Here is a 15,362-nt window from a genome sequence, read left to right as displayed (position 1 = left end):
ACATCTCCTAAATCAAGCCGACAGTTTACGCCGTGCCAGGGCCCCGCCCAAGAGCCCGGTCAGGCATCCGATGAGCAGTCCACCGACGTGGGCGGCATTGGCGATCTGGCCGAAGCCGAGCTGGCCGACCACGCCGGTCAGGCAGATCAACAGCCACACCAGCATCATCACCAGTACGCCCTTGGGCAGGCTGAACAACGGGCTGGGCGCCAGCCACTGGTACAGCCAGACATGCCCGAGCAAACCGTAGAGCACACCGGACAAGCCGCCGAACAGGCTGGGGCCGCTGGTGTAATGCTGGGCCAGGTTGGACACCAGGCTGAACAGCAAGGTCAGGCCCAGCAACGCCCAAGGGCCCTGACGCAACTCGATGCGCCGCCCCAACTCCCAGTACCACAGGGCGTTCATGGCCAGGTGCAGCACACCGAAATGCAACAGCATCGGCGACACCAGCCGCCACCACTGCCCCTCGGCCAAGCCTTGCTCCAGCGAGGTGAAGTACAGGTACTGGCCCTGCACTCGGAAATCCAGGAAGGTGAACCAGCCAACCGTCGACAGGTTGTCACCCAGACCGGTCAGCACGGCGACGACCAGGCACGCCAGCAGCATCCCGGCGGTGATCTTGCAGGCCCGGGCCTGCTCAGCCAGGGAGGGACGCTGGGCCATGCCCGCGAGCACTTCTTCGGGCAACTGGATTTCGTCGTTGCCCTCGGGATAGCGCTGATACAGCTCGCGCACGTCCTCGGCCAGCGACTCCGGCACCCAGAGGATCTGCTCCTGTCCCTGCTCGACCACCCGGTGCGGGACCTGCAACCGGCGCAACATCTTGACGAATCCGCCCAGGTCGACCGACAGCGGCAGGCGCATTGCGGCGATCACGTTCATTGGCTGGCCTGCGGGCGTTCGACGTCGACCCAGACGAACTTGTGGGGGTCGATGCGGGTTTCATCATCCAGGCGGTAGGCCGCCAGCTTGCCGTAGAGCACGGCGCTGTAGTCCAGGCAGGCCAGGTTGCCGCGGATCGGGGCCGGGCGGCCGCTGCGCCAGTAGTGACCGACGAACAGCAACGGCTCGTCCTCGGCGTAACGCAGCAGGGCGTTTTTCTGGCTGTGGCTCAGGGGCGTGCGGGCCACGTCCTCGGGCAGGGCGTCGGGCTGGAACACAATGTCTCCATAGGTTTGAGGGTCTTCTTCCCAGAACTTGGTGCGGAAGAAGGCGCGAGTCAGACCATCGCCACCGGTCAGCGTCAGACCGTCCGGCAGGCGCATGTCGGTACCGCGCAGCAGGCGGTTGCATACGGTAGATGCAAAGCTACCGGAGACCGCCGAGGCCTGGATGAAATGCTCATCGATGCACCCGTTCGGGTACTCCCGACGCAGCGGCTCGATCAGCCCCGGGTCCCAGCAGGCATGGACCAGGCGGAAGCGCCCAGCGTCGACGAACAACGGCAGCTCATAGAACCATTGCAGGAAATCGTGCCAGTCACCTGGGTGCTGGGCGAACTGGGTCAGGGTTTCGTCGATCAGCCGAGCGTGGCGCGGGGTGTGCTCGCGCACGTAGGTCTTGCCACTGCCTGGCAGCGCCGGAGTGACCCAGGCCAGGGCGTTGTACTCATGATTGCCCATGATGCAGAAGGCCTGCCCGGCTTCGACCATGTCATGGACGATGTGCAAGGCCTCGCGGATGCGCGGGCCGCGATCGACGATATCGCCGAGGAACAGCGCCTGGCGGCGAGGATGGCGCCACACACCCCCCTGGCGCTTGTAGCCCATGGCGTCGAGCAGGCGTTCCAGGGTCAGGGCACAACCGTGTACATCGCCGATGATGTCGAAACTGCGTGCCGGATCGAACATCAGTCGCCTCCACTCCCCAGACGGCTGCCCCAGCCGAGCTTGGTGCGGCACACCTCGTAGTAGTTATGGTCCAGCGGATGGATCAGGCGCAGCTTCTGCGGTTTCTTGCTTACCGTGATGGTGTCGCCTGGGGCGCAGGTGAAGTGGTTCTGGCCGTCGCACGAGACCTGCGGGTAGATCTGCAGGTCCTGGGAGACGACGATCTTGAGTTCACTGTTGCCGTCCACCACGATCGGCCGCCCGGACAAAGTGTGCGGGTACATCGGCACGATGACGATGGCATCGAGCTTGGGGTGCATGATCGGCCCACCCGCGGAGAGCGCGTAGGCGGTGGAGCCGGTGGGGGTGGCGATGATCAAGCCGTCGGCCTTCTGGCTGCAGACGAACTGGCCATCGATGTAGATCTCGAACTCGATCATCCGCGTCGACTTGCCTGGGTGCAGCACCACGTCATTGAGCGCATCGCCCTGGCCGATGGCCTCGTTGTGGCGACGTACCTCCGCCTGCAGCAGGAAGCGGTTTTCCACCAGATAGTGGCCGTCGAGCACCTCGGCGACCTTGGTCTCCAGCTCGTCGGGACGGATGTCGGTGAGAAAGCCCAGGTTGCCGCGGTTGATCCCCAGCACCGGGATGTTGTGTCGAGCCAGGGCGCGAGCCGCGCCGAGCAGACTGCCGTCGCCACCGACCACGATGACCAGGTCGCAGACCTCGCCCAGCAGCTTGCGTGTGGAGGTTTGCAGGCCATGGCCGGGCAGCACCTCGGCAATGGTGTCCTCGAGGATCACATGCAGGTGGCGCTCGATCAGGAATTTTTTCAGTCGGCGAATGGTGTCCAGCACCTGGGAGCTGCCAAGGCGACCGATGATACCGATATTGCGAAATTGCTCCATGGTGCTCCTGCAAGGCTCTGCGGCGGGGTGACGGATGGCCAGTGTGGCCCTTGGGATTATGGGCGAAACGACCAGCCAGCGGCAAACCGGCTATGCTCGGTGGATGACGCCTTTCGCCGATCTTCACGACCTCCCTGGCCAGTTGCGCCGCCCCGCCGTACGCGACCTGGCGTGGACAGTGTTGTCGCCTGCCCTGCTGAGCCAACCGCCCTGTGCGCAACGTCACCCGTTGACGGCCAGCGCCTGGGCGGACGACCCCGAACGCCTGCGACAGTGGCTACTGGCGCTGGACCAAGACGAACAGGCGCTGCTCGACTGGCTCGCCCGCCTCACCAGCCACCGCCTCGGGCTGTACTACGAAAGCCTGTGGCAGTTCGCCCTAGGCCAGGCGCCCGGCGTCGAGCTGCTGGCAGCCAACTTGCCGATCCGCGAAGGCGGACACACCCTGGGAGAGCTGGATATCGTCCTACGTGACCGGGAAGGCGTTCACCATCTGGAACTGGCCATCAAGCTCTACCTGGGGCCATCCGGCGGGGACGGCCATGATCCGGCGCACTGGCTGGGCCCGGGCTGCCATGACCGCCTGGACCGCAAACTGGGCCACCTGGCCCGCCATCAGTTGACGATCTCATCCTGGCCCCAGAGCCGCCAGGCCCTGGCATCGCTAGGGGTGCACGAGGCACGGGCACATGCCTGGCTCGGCGGCTACCTGTTCTACCCTTGGCCAGTGCTTGCCGAATCACCGGTCGGCGCCAACGCACAGCATCTGCGCGGGCGCTGGTTGCGTCGAAACGACTGGCCTGATTACCAGCAGGCCAATCCAACCGGACGCTGGCAGCCCCTGCCCCGCCATGCCTGGCTGGCACCGGCGCGGGTGGAGGCCACGGCGTGCTGGTCGCCCCTGCAGTTCAAGGCCTGGCTGGGCGAACTGGACGATCAGGCGCGCGCGCAATTGCTGGTCAGGCTGGAGGTGGCCGGGGACGGTACCTGGCAAGAGGCCGAGCGGGTGTTCCTGGTCGCCGACAGTTGGCCGCAGCTCTCGGCTTGATAATCAAAGCGCCTCGACCTCGCGTCGGGGCCACACCAAGAACAAATTTCATCGACCTAGCGCAAAGAAAAAATCCAGCCTGCCATTAAAATACCTCTCACGCGCCACTCAAGAGCGCAATTGCGACCTGATGATGAGGAACCACCATGGCTTCACCCACGCCCACGGCGCATTACGCGCGTCTGTCCATCACCCTGCACTGGCTGATGCTGGTGCTACTGGCTGCGGTCTACGCCACCATCGAGCTGCGCGGTCTGTTTCCCAAAGGCAGCGCCGAGCGCGACCTGATGAAAGAATTGCACTTCATGCTTGGCCTGACGGTGTTCGTGTTGGTCTGGCTGCGCCTGGCCCTGCGCCTGAGCCGCCCGACGCCACCGATCGTCCCCAAGCCACCGGCTTGGCAGACGGGGCTGGCGCACCTGGTGCACCTGCTGCTGTATGTGATGATGATCGGCCTGCCAATCGCCGGTTGGATCATCCTCAGCGCCGCCGACAAACCGATCCCTTTCTATGGCCTCGACCTGCCTGCACTGGTCGCGCCCGATCAAGACCTGGCCAAATTCGTCAAAGGCTGGCATGAGCGAGTCGGCAGTTGGGGCTACTGGCTGATCGGCCTGCACGCCGTGGCCGGCCTCTATCACCACTATGTGCGCCGCGACGACACGCTGCTGCGCATGCTGCCCTACAAGTAACCGCGACGTCCCTGCAGCCCGCCGGTGTGCAGGAAGATCAGGCGTGTGCCGCGCGCAAAACGCCCGGCCACGACCTGATCGCGCAGGGCCAACAAGGCCTTGCCGGTGTACACCGCTTCCAGCGGCAGGCCACTTTCGCGCTCGCTTTGGTCAATGAACGCCAGCAGCTCATCGTCGATCCGGGCGAATCCGCCACGGCACGCGCCATGCAGTTCATAGCCGCCCTGCACCAAGGCCGAGAGGTTTTCTTCGACGCCATGCCCAGGTGGCACCGCCAAGGCGCCATGCACCCCACGACGGCCCTGCTCTGCCATCACCAGGCCTGCCAACGTGGTCCCGGTCCCCACCGCCAGCCACCAGCCGTGGTAATCCGTCCAACCCAGCATCGGTAGCTGCGCCCTCGCCTGCTCCACGATCAGTCGACAACCCTCGGCGCCCGCCAGCCCGCCACCGCCTTCGGGAATGCAGTACCACCCAGGATAGCGCGCCAGCCAAGGCGTCCAGAAACCTACCTGGTGACGCTCCCGGTAGCCGCCGTAACCCAACCAGTGCAGCTCCATGCCAAAGGCCTGCAGATCACGAACGGTGGCAGTGTCCTGCGGATGCCCACGCAGCAGCCCCGCGGTGGCGAAGCCAAAGCGCTTGCCCGCAGCCGCCAGGGCGTGAAGGTGATTGGAGTGATTGCCGCCGAGGCTGATCAGCCCGGGGGCGCCCATGGCATGGGCGTCGCGCAGGTGGTGGCGAAGCTTGAACCCTTTGTTGCCGCTGATCAGCGGGTCGATCAGGTCCAGCCGCAGCACGGCGAGCTGGACACCGGCGTGCTCGAGCCAGGGCAAGGACAACGGCTGCAAAGGTGCTTGGGGAAGGTCGGCAAAGGCGTAAGACATTGGGCGAGTGTATCGAGATCAGGAGGCTCCTGTGCACCCCGTCCTGCGCCTTTGCACCCGGTGGGCACCCGCTCAGAGCGTGGCATCGAACAATACCGTCACATCGCCCTGATACACACTGCCGGGATAGTCGAGCATGGATTTGACATGCTGGGAGACGACATCGAAGTGCAACTGCCCCGACTGGCCAGCCACGGGCATGGCCATTTCAAACGCCAGGGCGCTAGCGCGGCCGGTCGGAATAGTCAGTCGCTGCACAGGCGCATTGGCATGCTGCACGCTTGAGGGCAGCGTCAAGGCCACGTCTACCGGCACCTGATGCCCCGCACCGTTGCGAATGCCACAGCTCGTCCCTTGATCGTACTGACACGTCTTATAGACCTTGAACGGGCCAGTGGACCACAGGTTCAAGCGCAGGCTGCGCTCCAGGCGAGAAGGCGGCGTGCCACCCCCGAGCCACCGCGACCAGCCCCCTGGAGGTTCCAGCACGGCACGATCACTCGCTGCGGGGAAGTTCAGGACGAAGGCGTGCTGCACGTCCAGTTCAAAGTTGATTGTGAGAGTCGGCGAGTTGAGATTGCTGACGCCATCGCCCAGATCAAAATCACCTCCCGGCCCCACCGTGAAGCTTGCACTGCCTCGATAGAGGCCCTGCTTCATGCGCAAAGCTGAAGGCATGGTCAGTCTATAGCCGATCCCCATGTCACTCACCGGGGTGAAATACACCTCTTTTGGCTGCCCCCCCTGACCGCTGGAATAACAGGGCGAGGGACTTTCGGGTAACCGCGTTGCCCAAAGATAATAAGCCCGATGCGCAGTCAGATAGGTTCTCAGATAACTGCAGCCGCCCTGAGGATAAGCCGTGAACACAGGATTTGCCGTATTGGAAAAATTTGTGTCGCCTTGTATTTTCTGACTGCTGTGAGTGATCTCGAAAACCAGCTGATGGGTGTCGATGCCCTTTTCATGGACCACCTGAACAGTACGACGTGCCGGTAACTTTATATAGAACTGTTCCCGTGGATTCGCAGCTTGATGGGTCGACACCTTGTCGTAGGTTAGCGGCAAGCTCACCGTGAACGCCTGGAAGTCCTTGCACACACCGACCCAGATACTGCAGAAGCTGGCCTGGGGTGTGGTGTTCTCAAACGCTCCGGTCACATTCCCCTTGTAACGAGCACTGACAGTGACCTCTGCTGTCTGACCATCAAGCGGCGCAGTTAACAACCACAACAACACGCTCGTGCTGAATAGACGCGAGGCTGTAAATGCACTAATGATTTTGGTGGAAAACATGCAACGCTCTCATAAGCTTGGATAGCTTTCAGGAGCGTACGCGTAATCCCGATCATCCCTACAGGCGACGTTTCCGAGCGTCTTTGAAGAAACTTCCCAAGACCGAGATCACGGGAAGCGGAACAAACTGCGGGGGATGCAAAGCCCCCGCGCCCTCGAGACGATCACAATTGAGCAGCCAACCTCGACCCCTGGTTGATTGCCCGCTTGGCATCGAGCTCCGCCGCAACGTCCGCCCCACCGATCAAGTGCACCGACTGCCCCGCCGCGACCAGCCCGTCGTACAGCTCACGCAGCGGCTCCTGACCCGCGCAGATGACGACATTGTCCACTGCCAGCACTTGCGGCTCGCCCTCGCCGATACGCACATGCAGGCCATCATTGTCGATGGCCAGGTATTCCACGCTGTTGAGCATCTGTACCCGCTTGTTCTTCAGGCCTGTGCGGTGAATCCAGCCTGTGGTCTTGCCCAGGCCATCGCCGACCTTGGTTTTCTTACGCTGCAACAGGTACACCTGCCGCGCTGGCGCATGCGGCTCGGCCTTGATGCCTGCCACACCACCACGGGCCTCGAGATGGGTATCGATGCCCCACTCTTTCCAGAACGCATCGCGATCCTGGCTGGTAGCCACCCCCTGATGTACCAGGTACTCGGATACGTCGAAACCGATGCCGCCCGCTCCGATCACCGCCACGCGCTTACCGACCGGCTTACGCTCGAGCAGCACGTCCAGGTAGCTCAACACCTTCGCATGCTCGATGCCTGGAATGGCCGGTGTGCGAGGGCTGATGCCGGTGGCGAGAATGATCTCGTCAAAACCGCCCGCCACCAGCTGATCGACCCCGACCCGAGTATTCAGACGCAGGTCGACACCGGTGCGCGCCACCTTGTTGCGGAAGTAACGCAGGGTTTCATGGAACTCTTCCTTGCCTGGGACACGTTTGGCGACATTGAACTGCCCGCCGATCTCACTGGCACTGTCGAACAGCGTCACCTGGTGACCACGTTCGGCGGCCACAGTAGCCGCGGCCAGGCCCGCGGGGCCCGCACCGACCACGGCGATGCGCTTGATCTGGGTGACTGGGAGGTAGTTGAGCTCGGTCTCGTGGCAGGCACGAGGATTGACCAGGCAACTGGTGAGCTTGCCGGCGAAGGTGTGGTCCAGGCAGGCCTGGTTGCAACCGATGCAGGTGTTGATCTCTTCGCTGTGGCCTGCGGCGGCCTTGTTGACGAACTCCGGGTCAGCCAGGAATGGTCGGGCCATGGACACCATGTCGGCATCGCCTTCCGCCAGCACGGCTTCGGCCACTTCCGGCGTGTTGATACGGTTGGTGGTGATCAGCGGAATGCTCACAGCGCCCCGCAGCTTGGCGGTCACTTTGGTGAAAGCCGCGCGCGGCACCTTGGTGGCGATGGTTGGAATGCGCGCCTCGTGCCAGCCGATTCCGGTGTTGATCAAGGTAGCCCCGGCCTGCTCGATGGCCTTGGCCAGCAGCACGATCTCGTCCCACGTGCTGCCTCCTTCCACCAGGTCGAGCATCGACAGGCGGAAGATGATGATGAAATCGGTCCCGACTGCCTCACGCACCCGGCGCACGATTTCAACGGCCAGGCGCATGCGGTTCTCGTAGCTGCCGCCCCAACGGTCGGTACGCTGGTTGGTATGGGCGGCGAGGAACTGGTTGATGAAGTAGCCTTCCGACCCCATGATTTCGACGCCGTCGTAGCCCGCGCGCTGGGCCAGCGTGGCGCAGTTGACGAAGTCGGCGATCTGCTTCTCGATGCCCTGCTCGTCCAGCTCCTTGGGTTTGAACGGGTTGATCGGCGCCTGGATGGCGCTGGGCGCGACTTGGCGTGGGCTATAGGCGTAACGCCCGGCGTGCAGTATCTGCAGACAGATCTTGCCACCGGCGGCATGCACAGCCTCGGTGACGATCCGGTGCTGGTCGGCCTCCTCCTCGGTACTGAGCTTGGCCGCGCCGGAATACACCCCGCCTTCGTCATTCGGCGCGATGCCACCGGTGACCATCAGGCCGACACCACCCCGAGCCCGCTCGGCGAAATAGGCGGCCATGCGTTCGAAACCACCTGGGCGCTCCTCGAGGCCTGTGTGCATCGAGCCCATCAAGGTCCGATTGCGCAAGGTGGTAAAACCTAAGTCGAGCGGGGCCAGCAGGTGCGGATAAAGGGTGGCGGCCATGGATGAACTCCCAGGTGGCAGGATCACGGAGCGCGGGTGCCTCGCAGGCCCCGTCGTTTATAGACAGCGACATTAAACAGCCGTTTGAACAGGCTCAATGATCGAAACTGACAACTTATTGATCCTCCTGCACAGCAGGTCTACCCTAGGACACCCTATACAGTGAAGGTGCCTTGGCGCTTCATGCGAAAACTCCTGGCAGGCGCTCTAGCGCTGGTGATGATCGCCGCCCTCTGCGGCTACGGCTTCTGGACGATGCAGCGACCGGAAGGCCATTACCTTTCCGATTTGCGAATCGAACTGGCGCTCAATCACGGCGTACCGGGCGAACACGGCAACTTGCTGGGAATCGAACCGGTGCTCTACCCGGGCGATTACCAGAACCTGCAACGTCTGCACCGCAAGCTGTCAGCTTATCTGGAACAGGCTCGCGCCCAAGGTCTGGTCAGCCCGCGTACAGTGGTGGTGTTGCCGGAACACATCGGCACTTGGCTCTGGGCCCGGGGCGAAAAGAACGAGCTGTACCAGGTCACCCAGCGCCACGAAGCCTGGCAGTGGCTGGAGGTGAGCAACCCACTGCGCTACGGCTTGGCCATGCTCACCGCCACCGGTGACGATCGCCGCTCCGACGCCCATCTGCGAATGAAGGCCGAACAGATGGCCAGCGACTATCAGCAACTGTTCGGTGGCCTGGCCAAGGAGTTCGGCGTGACGCTGGTGGCAGGCTCCATCGTCCTGCCCGCGCCCTACCTGGATAACGGCGTGCTGCGCCCCGGCAGCGGCCCTCTGTTCAACAGCAGCCTGGTGTTCGGCGGTGACGGTTCGGTACTGGGCCAACCCCAACGCCAACAGTATCCGGACAGCGAAGTACGCCGCTACGTCCATCACGGACGCAAGTTTCCCTTGCAGGTCATTCAGACCCCGGCTGGCCGCCTCGGCGTGCTGGTGGGCAGCGACAGCTGGTACCCGGAAAACTACCGGCAATTGGCGCAGCAGTCGGTGGATCTGATCGCCAATCCTGTTTTCCTCAGCGGCAAGGACACCTGGAATACACCCTGGCGCGGCAACCGCCACCAGGACGCGACGGCCGAATTGCCACTGCAACGTGGCGAAGTCAGCGAACAGACGGCCTGGCAACAACTGACCCTGACCGCCAACAGCATCACCCCAAGCCTGAGCGTATTCCTGCGTGGCCAGTTTTGGGAACAAGGCAGTGACGGACAGGGCTTTGCCAACCAGGCAGGCACGCATTTGGCCGGCACTTCCAGCCAGGGTGCCCGCCTGCTGAACCTTTGGTTGTAACCCCATGACCCGGCCTCGCGTACGCCTGGGCGACCTCTCGGTGGGCTTCGTCCAACCGCTGGGCGAAGCACTCCAGCAACTGGGCCACGACCCGGCTCCTCTCCTACGCCGCTATGGACTGGACCACCCTCGCCTGGCCGAAGCGGGCGCACGCCTGTCGATTCCCCGCTACATGCATTTGGGTCATGCCGCCATCGAGCTGTGCGGCGAACCAGCCCTAGGCCTGCACATGGGCCGCTTGAGTCGTCTGGCCCAGGCAGGGCTGGCTGGCGTCACGGCAGCCCAGGCCCCGACCCTGGGCGAGGCCGCGCGTGCCCTGCTGCACTTCGAGCCGCTGTATGCCGCCAATTACCGGGGCCAGTCGAGCTTTCAGGAGGACGCCCACGGCGCTTGGCTGCGCTTCTACTCCATCAGCCCCTACAATGCCTACAACCGTTTCGTGGTCGACTCGTTGCTGGCTGGCTGGCTGGCCCAACTCTCGCACTTGGCAGGCCACTCGGTGCAGGCCGAGCGCATGGAGATCGAATTCCAGGCGCCCAGCTATGCGGCCCAATACCAGGCGTTGAGCGCAACCCCGGTGCAGTTTGGCGCATCCAGCAACCAATTGCGCCTGGACCGCGCCACCCTGGATTTGCCCAACCTCCAGCATTGCCCTAGCACCTGGCAGCACCTGTTGCAGCTGTGCGAAGCGGAATTGGCCCAACGCACCCGCGTGCGCAGCCTGGGTGAACGCATCACTCATCTGCTCGGCCCGTTGCTCAATGGTGGACAGGAACCGGACCTTGAAGCCGTGGCGCGTCACCTGCAACTACCCACTTGGACTTTGCGTCGCAAGCTGGCCGAGGAAGGCACGCGCTTTCGCAGCCTGCTCAATGACACACGCCGCGACCTCGCTGAAACCTACATCCGCGATACGGAGCTGGCCTTCGGTGAAATCGCTTATCTTTTGGGGTTTGCCTCGGCGGAGGCCTTCCAGCGCGCATTCAAGCGCTGGACCAGCCTGACGCCGGGGGAGTTTCGCCGCAATCAGCGGCGGGTGGGCTAAGGCCTGTGTGAAATGCTAGAGCTCGGTGGCGTCGTCCGCCGGCTCCATAGGGTCCAGCTCATAGGCCTGGTATTCGAGCAGCTCTTCCTGATAGTCATCCATTGGCTTGCTTCCTCTTCTCATTCATCTGTTCGGTCATGCCGTCACGCTAAGCGGGACGGATGAAGGTTTCATGACAGGTTTATGAAAGGTAAACGTAGCCGACATTCGGGAAGTTAGGTGATCGCCTTTACAAAGGCGCAGGCGCCGCCTCGGTTACAGGAGCCTCCTGCTGCACCTGGATCGGCGCAGGTTCGGCAGGCGGGGTGACAGGCTGCGAGCCCTGGCTATCATCGACCATGGGGGCCGCCGGTACTTCGCTGGCAGGCGCCGCGAGGGCTGCGGGTGCTGGGGCTGCAACTGGGGCTGCAACTGGGCCTGCCACGGGGGCTGGGGGCGGTACGGGCTCAGCTGTCGAAGCCGGTGCGCTGACCGCGAGCGGCGCGGCCACAGGCTGTGCAGAGGTCTGCTCTGGCAGCCCCAGATCAGCAGCCGGCTTTTCGGACTTGGGCGTCTCGACCTTGGGCTCGGCCTTTTTCACTTTCTTAGGCTTTGGCAGGTAACTTTCGACCAAGGCGAAATAGCGCTCGTAGAACTGCGGCGCAGTGACTGTCTCGCTGGCCACCTTGACCATGGAATCGTCAGTCGAACCGATAGGCATGGATACCGAACCCAGCACGCCCACGCCAAGGCTCGCAGAGGTGTTGGATTTCTTCAGCGCATAACGATCCTGCAGGGCGTTGGCGAACATGGTGGAGCGCTGCTCATCACCGCTGTCCGGGACACAGGTGATGTTGAAGCTGATCTGCAGGTGATTCTCGGCGTTCTGCTGGAAACTCTTGTTACCCGCGATCTGGTTGGCACCGCTGCTGGTGATGATGTAACCCTGACTGAGCAGCGCGCGCCGGGCTGCCTCGCACGAGCCAGCTTCGCTGACCGGGAAGCTGCGCGAAAACGTGCCCGAGTCGTCGAAGTTTTCGTGCTCGTAGATGGCGGGCTTCTTCGAGGAGCAACCGGATACGCCCGCCAGCACAAGGGCTAGCCCGAGCGCACCGAAGACGGAGGTTCTGGACATCATGGATTCCGGGTAGGACAAACTGCGCCTATTGTGCAACACATGGCTCATCACTGAAACCGCGTTGCACGCTTGGCTGGGCAAAATTCATATAATCGACAAGCAGGCCCACTTGAGTGAGGCGAGCCCAGAAAGCAAAAAAGCGACCCTAAGGTCGCTTTCGTGTTGCTTCGAGGTGTTCATGGAGCCTCGAAGCGAATATGGCGCAGCGGACGGGACTCGAACCCGCGACCCCCGGCGTGACAGGCCGGTATTCTAACCGACTGAACTACCGCTGCGTATCGCTCAGGCTTGCGCCTGATTGAAACTGGGATCCCCCTTTCGATCACGGCTCGAAAGGCAGGCACAAAAAAAGCGACACGCTGATCGCTTTGATTGTTGCTTCAAGGTGTTCATGGGACCTCGAAGCGAAGATGGCGCAGCGGACGGGACTCGAACCCGCGACCCCCGGCGTGACAGGCCGGTATTCTAACCGACTGAACTACCGCTGCGTATCGTTCAGGCTTTCACCTGATTGAAACTGGGATCGGCCTGAAGTGCTCTTGGCCTTCAGACCTCAGACCGGTGATGACACCCATCTGAAGAAAAAGTGGCGCAGCGGACGGGACTCGAACCCGCGACCCCCGGCGTGACAGGCCGGTATTCTAACCGACTGAACTACCGCTGCGCATATGGACTTGCGTCCGGTTCCTCTCAATTAGGAAGCTTCTTACGAAGTCTCCTGGGTCAGGAACATCTCAGGAAGTGGTGGGTGATGACGGGATCGAACCGCCGACCCTCTGCTTGTAAGGCAGATGCTCTCCCGGCTGAGCTAATCACCCTCGCAGTGTTGCTTGGTGCGTTTGCTTCGCTGAGGCCGCGAAATTTACGCAGGTACCGAAGCTAAGTCAATAGCCCCATTGGATTTTTTTTCAAAAAGGCCGAAAAAGCTTCAAGCTGCGAGTGGCAAGCGACAAGGAAACGCCTGCCGCTGTAGCAAGTAGTCCTGGCCCACAATGACGAAGGGACCTCACGGTCCCCTCTTGCAGCTTGTGGCTAAAAGCCTGCAGCTCAGGTGTAGATCATTTTGCGGCTCATCCCGCCATCGACCACGAACTCCTGGCCGGTGACGAACCCTGCCTGGCGTGACAACAGCCAGGCCACCAACGCCGCGACATCCTCCACCGTCCCTACCCTGCCCGCAGGATGCTGGGCATGATCAGCCTCGGTCAGCGGTTCGGCACGGCGCTGGGAAGGGTCCCGGGCGTCGATCCAGCCAGGGCTGACCGCATTGACGCGAATCTCCGGCCCAAGGCTCATGGCCAGTGCATGGGTCAACGCCAACAGGCCACCCTTGCTCGCCGCATAGGCCTCGGTGTCCGGCTCTGACTGCCGGGCCCGGGTCGATGTCAGGTTGACAATGGCCCCGCCATGGGCGCGCAGGTAGGGCGCACAATGCTTGGCCAGCAGCATCGGCCCGTTGAGGTTGACCGCCAGCACCCTGTTCCACTGGGACAACGACAGGCTCTCCAGGGTCTGGTTGTGTGGATTGGCGATAGCCGCATTGCAGACCAAGGCATCCAGACGGCCGAACTGCGCCAGCACCTCAGAGACGCCAGCGCTGACCTGGGCCTCGTCGGCGACATCCATCGACACGAACCAGGCATTGTCGCCCAGGGCCTTGGCCACTTTGGAACCCCGCACGCGGTCCAGGTCGCTGAGCACCACCTGCCAACCTTCGCAGATCAGCCAAGCGGCGATGCCCAGTCCGATGCCGCGAGCGGCACCGGTGACCAAGGCGACCCGACCATTGTGGCCCGGCTCACCGCCCTTCCAGTCGATCACAGCGCCGCCAGACCGCGGGCCAGATCGGCTTGCAGGTCAGCCACGTCTTCCAGGCCGACAGCGACGCGGATCAGGCTGTCGCGGATGCCTGCGGCTTCACGCTCCTGCGGCGTCAGACGCCCATGGGAGGTGGTAGCAGGGTGAGCGATGGTGGTTTTGCTGTCACCCAGGTTGGTGGTGATGGAAATCACGCGGGTCGCATCGATGAAGCGCCACGCGCCCTCTTTGCCTCCCTTGACCTCGAAACTGACCACCGCGCCGAAACCACTCATCTGGCGCTTAGCCAGTTCGTGTTGCGGATGGCTAGGTAGTCCGGCGTAATGAACCTTCTCCACACCCTCCTGCTTCTCCAGCCACTCTGCCAACGCTTGGGCACTTTCGCAGTGGGCGCGCATACGCAGCTTCAGCGTTTCCAGACCTTTGGTGAAGATCCAGGCGTTGAACGGGCTGAGCGTCGGGCCGGCGGTCCTCAGGAAGCCCACCACTTCTTTCATCTGCTCGCTGCGCCCAGCCACCACGCCACCCATGCAACGGCCCTGGCCGTCGATGAACTTGGTCGCGGAGTGGAAGACGATATCGGCACCGAGCTTGAGCGGCTGCTGCAATGCCGGGGTACTGAAGCAGTTATCCACGACCAGCATCGCGCCGCGGGCGTGGGCGATTTCGGCCAGTGCGGCGATATCGACCAGTTCGGCCAGCGGGTTGGACGGTGACTCGACGATCAGCAGCTTGGTGTTGGCCTTGATGGCCTTTTCCCACCCGCTGAGGTCGACCAACGGCACGTAGTCCACCTGCACGCCGAAACGCTTGAAGTACTTCTCGAACAGGCTGATGGTCGAGCCGAACACGCTCTGCGACACCAGCACATGATCACCGGCGCTGCACAGGGACATCACCACGGCCAGGATCGCGGCCATGCCAGTGGAGGTCCCCACGGCCTGCTCGGCGCCTTCCATGGCCGCCAGACGTTCCTCGAAAGCGCGTACTGACGGGTTGGTGTAACGCGAATAGACGTTGCCGGGTGTTTCGCCAGCAAAGCGCGCAGCCGCATCGGCGGCCGTGCGGAAGACATAACTGGAGGTCAGGAACAGCGCTTCGCTGTGCTCGGCTTCCGGTGTACGGTTCTGACCGGCGCGCACCGCCAGGGTGTCGAAACCGACACCCTCGAGGTCACTGTCCAGTCGACCGGCATCCCATTGATCGGTCATGC

General features: G+C 62.9%; 13 protein-coding genes and 4 tRNA genes. 4 read left to right on the top strand and 13 right to left on the bottom strand.

What is annotated here, in order from left to right; all coding sequences use genetic code 11:
* Positions 1-12: 12 nt before the first annotated feature.
* The 3 genes from R6G97_RS15405 to R6G97_RS15395 are packed head-to-tail and all read right to left on the bottom strand — an operon-like array spanning position 13 to position 2,743.
* A complete protein-coding gene (locus R6G97_RS15405; RefSeq protein WP_043206789.1) occupies positions 13-885 on the bottom strand; it encodes a rhomboid family intramembrane serine protease in 873 nt (290 codons plus the stop codon).
* Complete coding sequence (locus R6G97_RS15400; protein ID WP_090343828.1) at positions 882-1,853, bottom strand: metallophosphoesterase; 972 nt, start codon at positions 1,851-1,853, stop codon at positions 882-884. Before R6G97_RS15400 ends, R6G97_RS15405 begins: the two co-directional genes overlap by 4 nt.
* Positions 1,853-2,743 (bottom strand): NAD(+) kinase, encoded by an 891-nt coding sequence (locus R6G97_RS15395; protein WP_043206793.1) that lies wholly within the window; start codon positions 2,741-2,743, stop codon positions 1,853-1,855. The genes R6G97_RS15400 and R6G97_RS15395 overlap by 1 nt, the downstream gene beginning before the upstream one ends.
* A 58-nt stretch (positions 2,744-2,801) precedes the next feature.
* Between R6G97_RS15395 and R6G97_RS15390 the strand changes: the two genes are divergently transcribed.
* Positions 2,802-3,791, top strand: coding sequence for a DUF1853 family protein (locus R6G97_RS15390; RefSeq protein WP_182819131.1), 990 nt, complete (start codon positions 2,802-2,804; stop codon positions 3,789-3,791).
* Positions 3,792-3,937: 146 nt separating this feature from the next.
* Positions 3,938-4,483 carry a cytochrome b gene (locus R6G97_RS15385; RefSeq protein WP_090343824.1) on the top strand — a complete coding sequence of 182 codons (546 nt, stop codon included), beginning with the start codon at positions 3,938-3,940 and terminating at the stop codon, positions 4,481-4,483.
* Here R6G97_RS15385 and R6G97_RS15380 read toward each other — a convergent pair.
* The 3 genes from R6G97_RS15380 to R6G97_RS15370 form a co-directional block, all read right to left on the bottom strand.
* Complete coding sequence (locus R6G97_RS15380) at positions 4,474-5,370, bottom strand: 1-aminocyclopropane-1-carboxylate deaminase/D-cysteine desulfhydrase (RefSeq protein WP_043206800.1); 897 nt, start codon at positions 5,368-5,370, stop codon at positions 4,474-4,476. The genes R6G97_RS15385 and R6G97_RS15380 overlap by 10 nt on opposite strands.
* Positions 5,371-5,442: 72 nt before the next feature.
* On the bottom strand, positions 5,443-6,666 hold the full coding sequence (locus tag R6G97_RS15375; RefSeq protein ID WP_102081947.1) for a hypothetical protein: 1,224 nt from the start codon (positions 6,664-6,666) through the stop codon (positions 5,443-5,445).
* Positions 6,667-6,830: 164 nt separating this feature from the next.
* Positions 6,831-8,867 carry an NADPH-dependent 2,4-dienoyl-CoA reductase gene (locus R6G97_RS15370; protein ID WP_317847189.1) on the bottom strand — a complete coding sequence of 679 codons (2,037 nt, stop codon included), beginning with the start codon at positions 8,865-8,867 and terminating at the stop codon, positions 6,831-6,833.
* Positions 8,868-9,050: 183 nt separating this feature from the next.
* Between R6G97_RS15370 and R6G97_RS15365 the strand changes: the two genes are divergently transcribed.
* Positions 9,051-10,169, top strand: coding sequence for a carbon-nitrogen hydrolase family protein (locus R6G97_RS15365; protein ID WP_090344033.1), 1,119 nt, complete (start codon positions 9,051-9,053; stop codon positions 10,167-10,169).
* A gap of 4 nt (positions 10,170-10,173) precedes the next feature.
* A complete protein-coding gene (locus R6G97_RS15360) occupies positions 10,174-11,214 on the top strand; it encodes an AraC family transcriptional regulator (RefSeq protein ID WP_197853103.1) in 1,041 nt (346 codons plus the stop codon).
* A gap of 229 nt (positions 11,215-11,443) precedes the next feature.
* Here R6G97_RS15360 and R6G97_RS15355 read toward each other — a convergent pair whose 3' ends face one another.
* The 7 genes from R6G97_RS15355 to R6G97_RS15325 all read right to left on the bottom strand — a co-directional run bounded on the left by R6G97_RS15355 (position 11,444) and on the right by R6G97_RS15325 (position 15,360).
* Entirely contained in the window at positions 11,444-12,328 is an 885-nt protein-coding gene (locus tag R6G97_RS15355) for a DUF2242 domain-containing protein (protein ID WP_253132661.1), read from the bottom strand.
* Positions 12,329-12,529: 201 nt separating this feature from the next.
* Positions 12,530-12,606: transfer RNA gene (locus tag R6G97_RS15350), tRNA-Asp, on the bottom strand.
* A gap of 136 nt (positions 12,607-12,742) precedes the next feature.
* Positions 12,743-12,819, bottom strand: a tRNA-Asp gene (locus R6G97_RS15345).
* Positions 12,820-12,918: 99 nt separating this feature from the next.
* A tRNA-Asp gene (locus R6G97_RS15340) sits at positions 12,919-12,995 on the bottom strand.
* Between the two features lie 78 nt (positions 12,996-13,073).
* A tRNA-Val gene (locus R6G97_RS15335) sits at positions 13,074-13,149 on the bottom strand.
* 229 nt (positions 13,150-13,378) lie between these two features.
* Positions 13,379-14,152, bottom strand: coding sequence for an SDR family oxidoreductase (locus tag R6G97_RS15330; protein WP_043206810.1), 774 nt, complete (start codon positions 14,150-14,152; stop codon positions 13,379-13,381).
* Entirely contained in the window at positions 14,149-15,360 is a 1,212-nt protein-coding gene (locus R6G97_RS15325; RefSeq protein WP_043206813.1) for an O-succinylhomoserine sulfhydrylase, read from the bottom strand. Before R6G97_RS15325 ends, R6G97_RS15330 begins: the two co-directional genes overlap by 4 nt.
* Between the last annotated feature and the right edge of the window lie 2 nt (positions 15,361-15,362).

This window comes from Pseudomonas sp. HTZ2 (assembly GCF_033173945.1).
In the GTDB taxonomy this organism is placed as follows: domain Bacteria; phylum Pseudomonadota; class Gammaproteobacteria; order Pseudomonadales; family Pseudomonadaceae; genus Aquipseudomonas; species Aquipseudomonas guariconensis.
This window is presented reverse-complemented; position numbering and strand designations above follow the sequence as displayed.

Coding starts and splice junctions, on each gene's coding strand:
- R6G97_RS15405 (WP_043206789.1), bottom strand. CDS start 885: ATGAACGTGATCGCCGCAATGCGCCTGCCGCTGTCGGTCGACCTGGGC.
- R6G97_RS15400 (WP_090343828.1), bottom strand. CDS start 1,853: ATGTTCGATCCGGCACGCAGTTTCGACATCATCGGCGATGTACACGGT.
- R6G97_RS15395 (WP_043206793.1), bottom strand. CDS start 2,743: ATGGAGCAATTTCGCAATATCGGTATCATCGGTCGCCTTGGCAGCTCC.
- R6G97_RS15390 (WP_182819131.1), top strand. CDS start 2,802: ATGGGCGAAACGACCAGCCAGCGGCAAACCGGCTATGCTCGGTGGATG.
- R6G97_RS15385 (WP_090343824.1), top strand. CDS start 3,938: ATGGCTTCACCCACGCCCACGGCGCATTACGCGCGTCTGTCCATCACC.
- R6G97_RS15380 (WP_043206800.1), bottom strand. CDS start 5,370: ATGTCTTACGCCTTTGCCGACCTTCCCCAAGCACCTTTGCAGCCGTTG.
- R6G97_RS15375 (WP_102081947.1), bottom strand. CDS start 6,666: ATGTTTTCCACCAAAATCATTAGTGCATTTACAGCCTCGCGTCTATTC.
- R6G97_RS15370 (WP_317847189.1), bottom strand. CDS start 8,867: ATGGCCGCCACCCTTTATCCGCACCTGCTGGCCCCGCTCGACTTAGGT.
- R6G97_RS15365 (WP_090344033.1), top strand. CDS start 9,051: ATGCGAAAACTCCTGGCAGGCGCTCTAGCGCTGGTGATGATCGCCGCC.
- R6G97_RS15360 (WP_197853103.1), top strand. CDS start 10,174: ATGACCCGGCCTCGCGTACGCCTGGGCGACCTCTCGGTGGGCTTCGTC.
- R6G97_RS15355 (WP_253132661.1), bottom strand. CDS start 12,328: ATGTCCAGAACCTCCGTCTTCGGTGCGCTCGGGCTAGCCCTTGTGCTG.
- R6G97_RS15325 (WP_043206813.1), bottom strand. CDS start 15,360: ATGACCGATCAATGGGATGCCGGTCGACTGGACAGTGACCTCGAGGGT.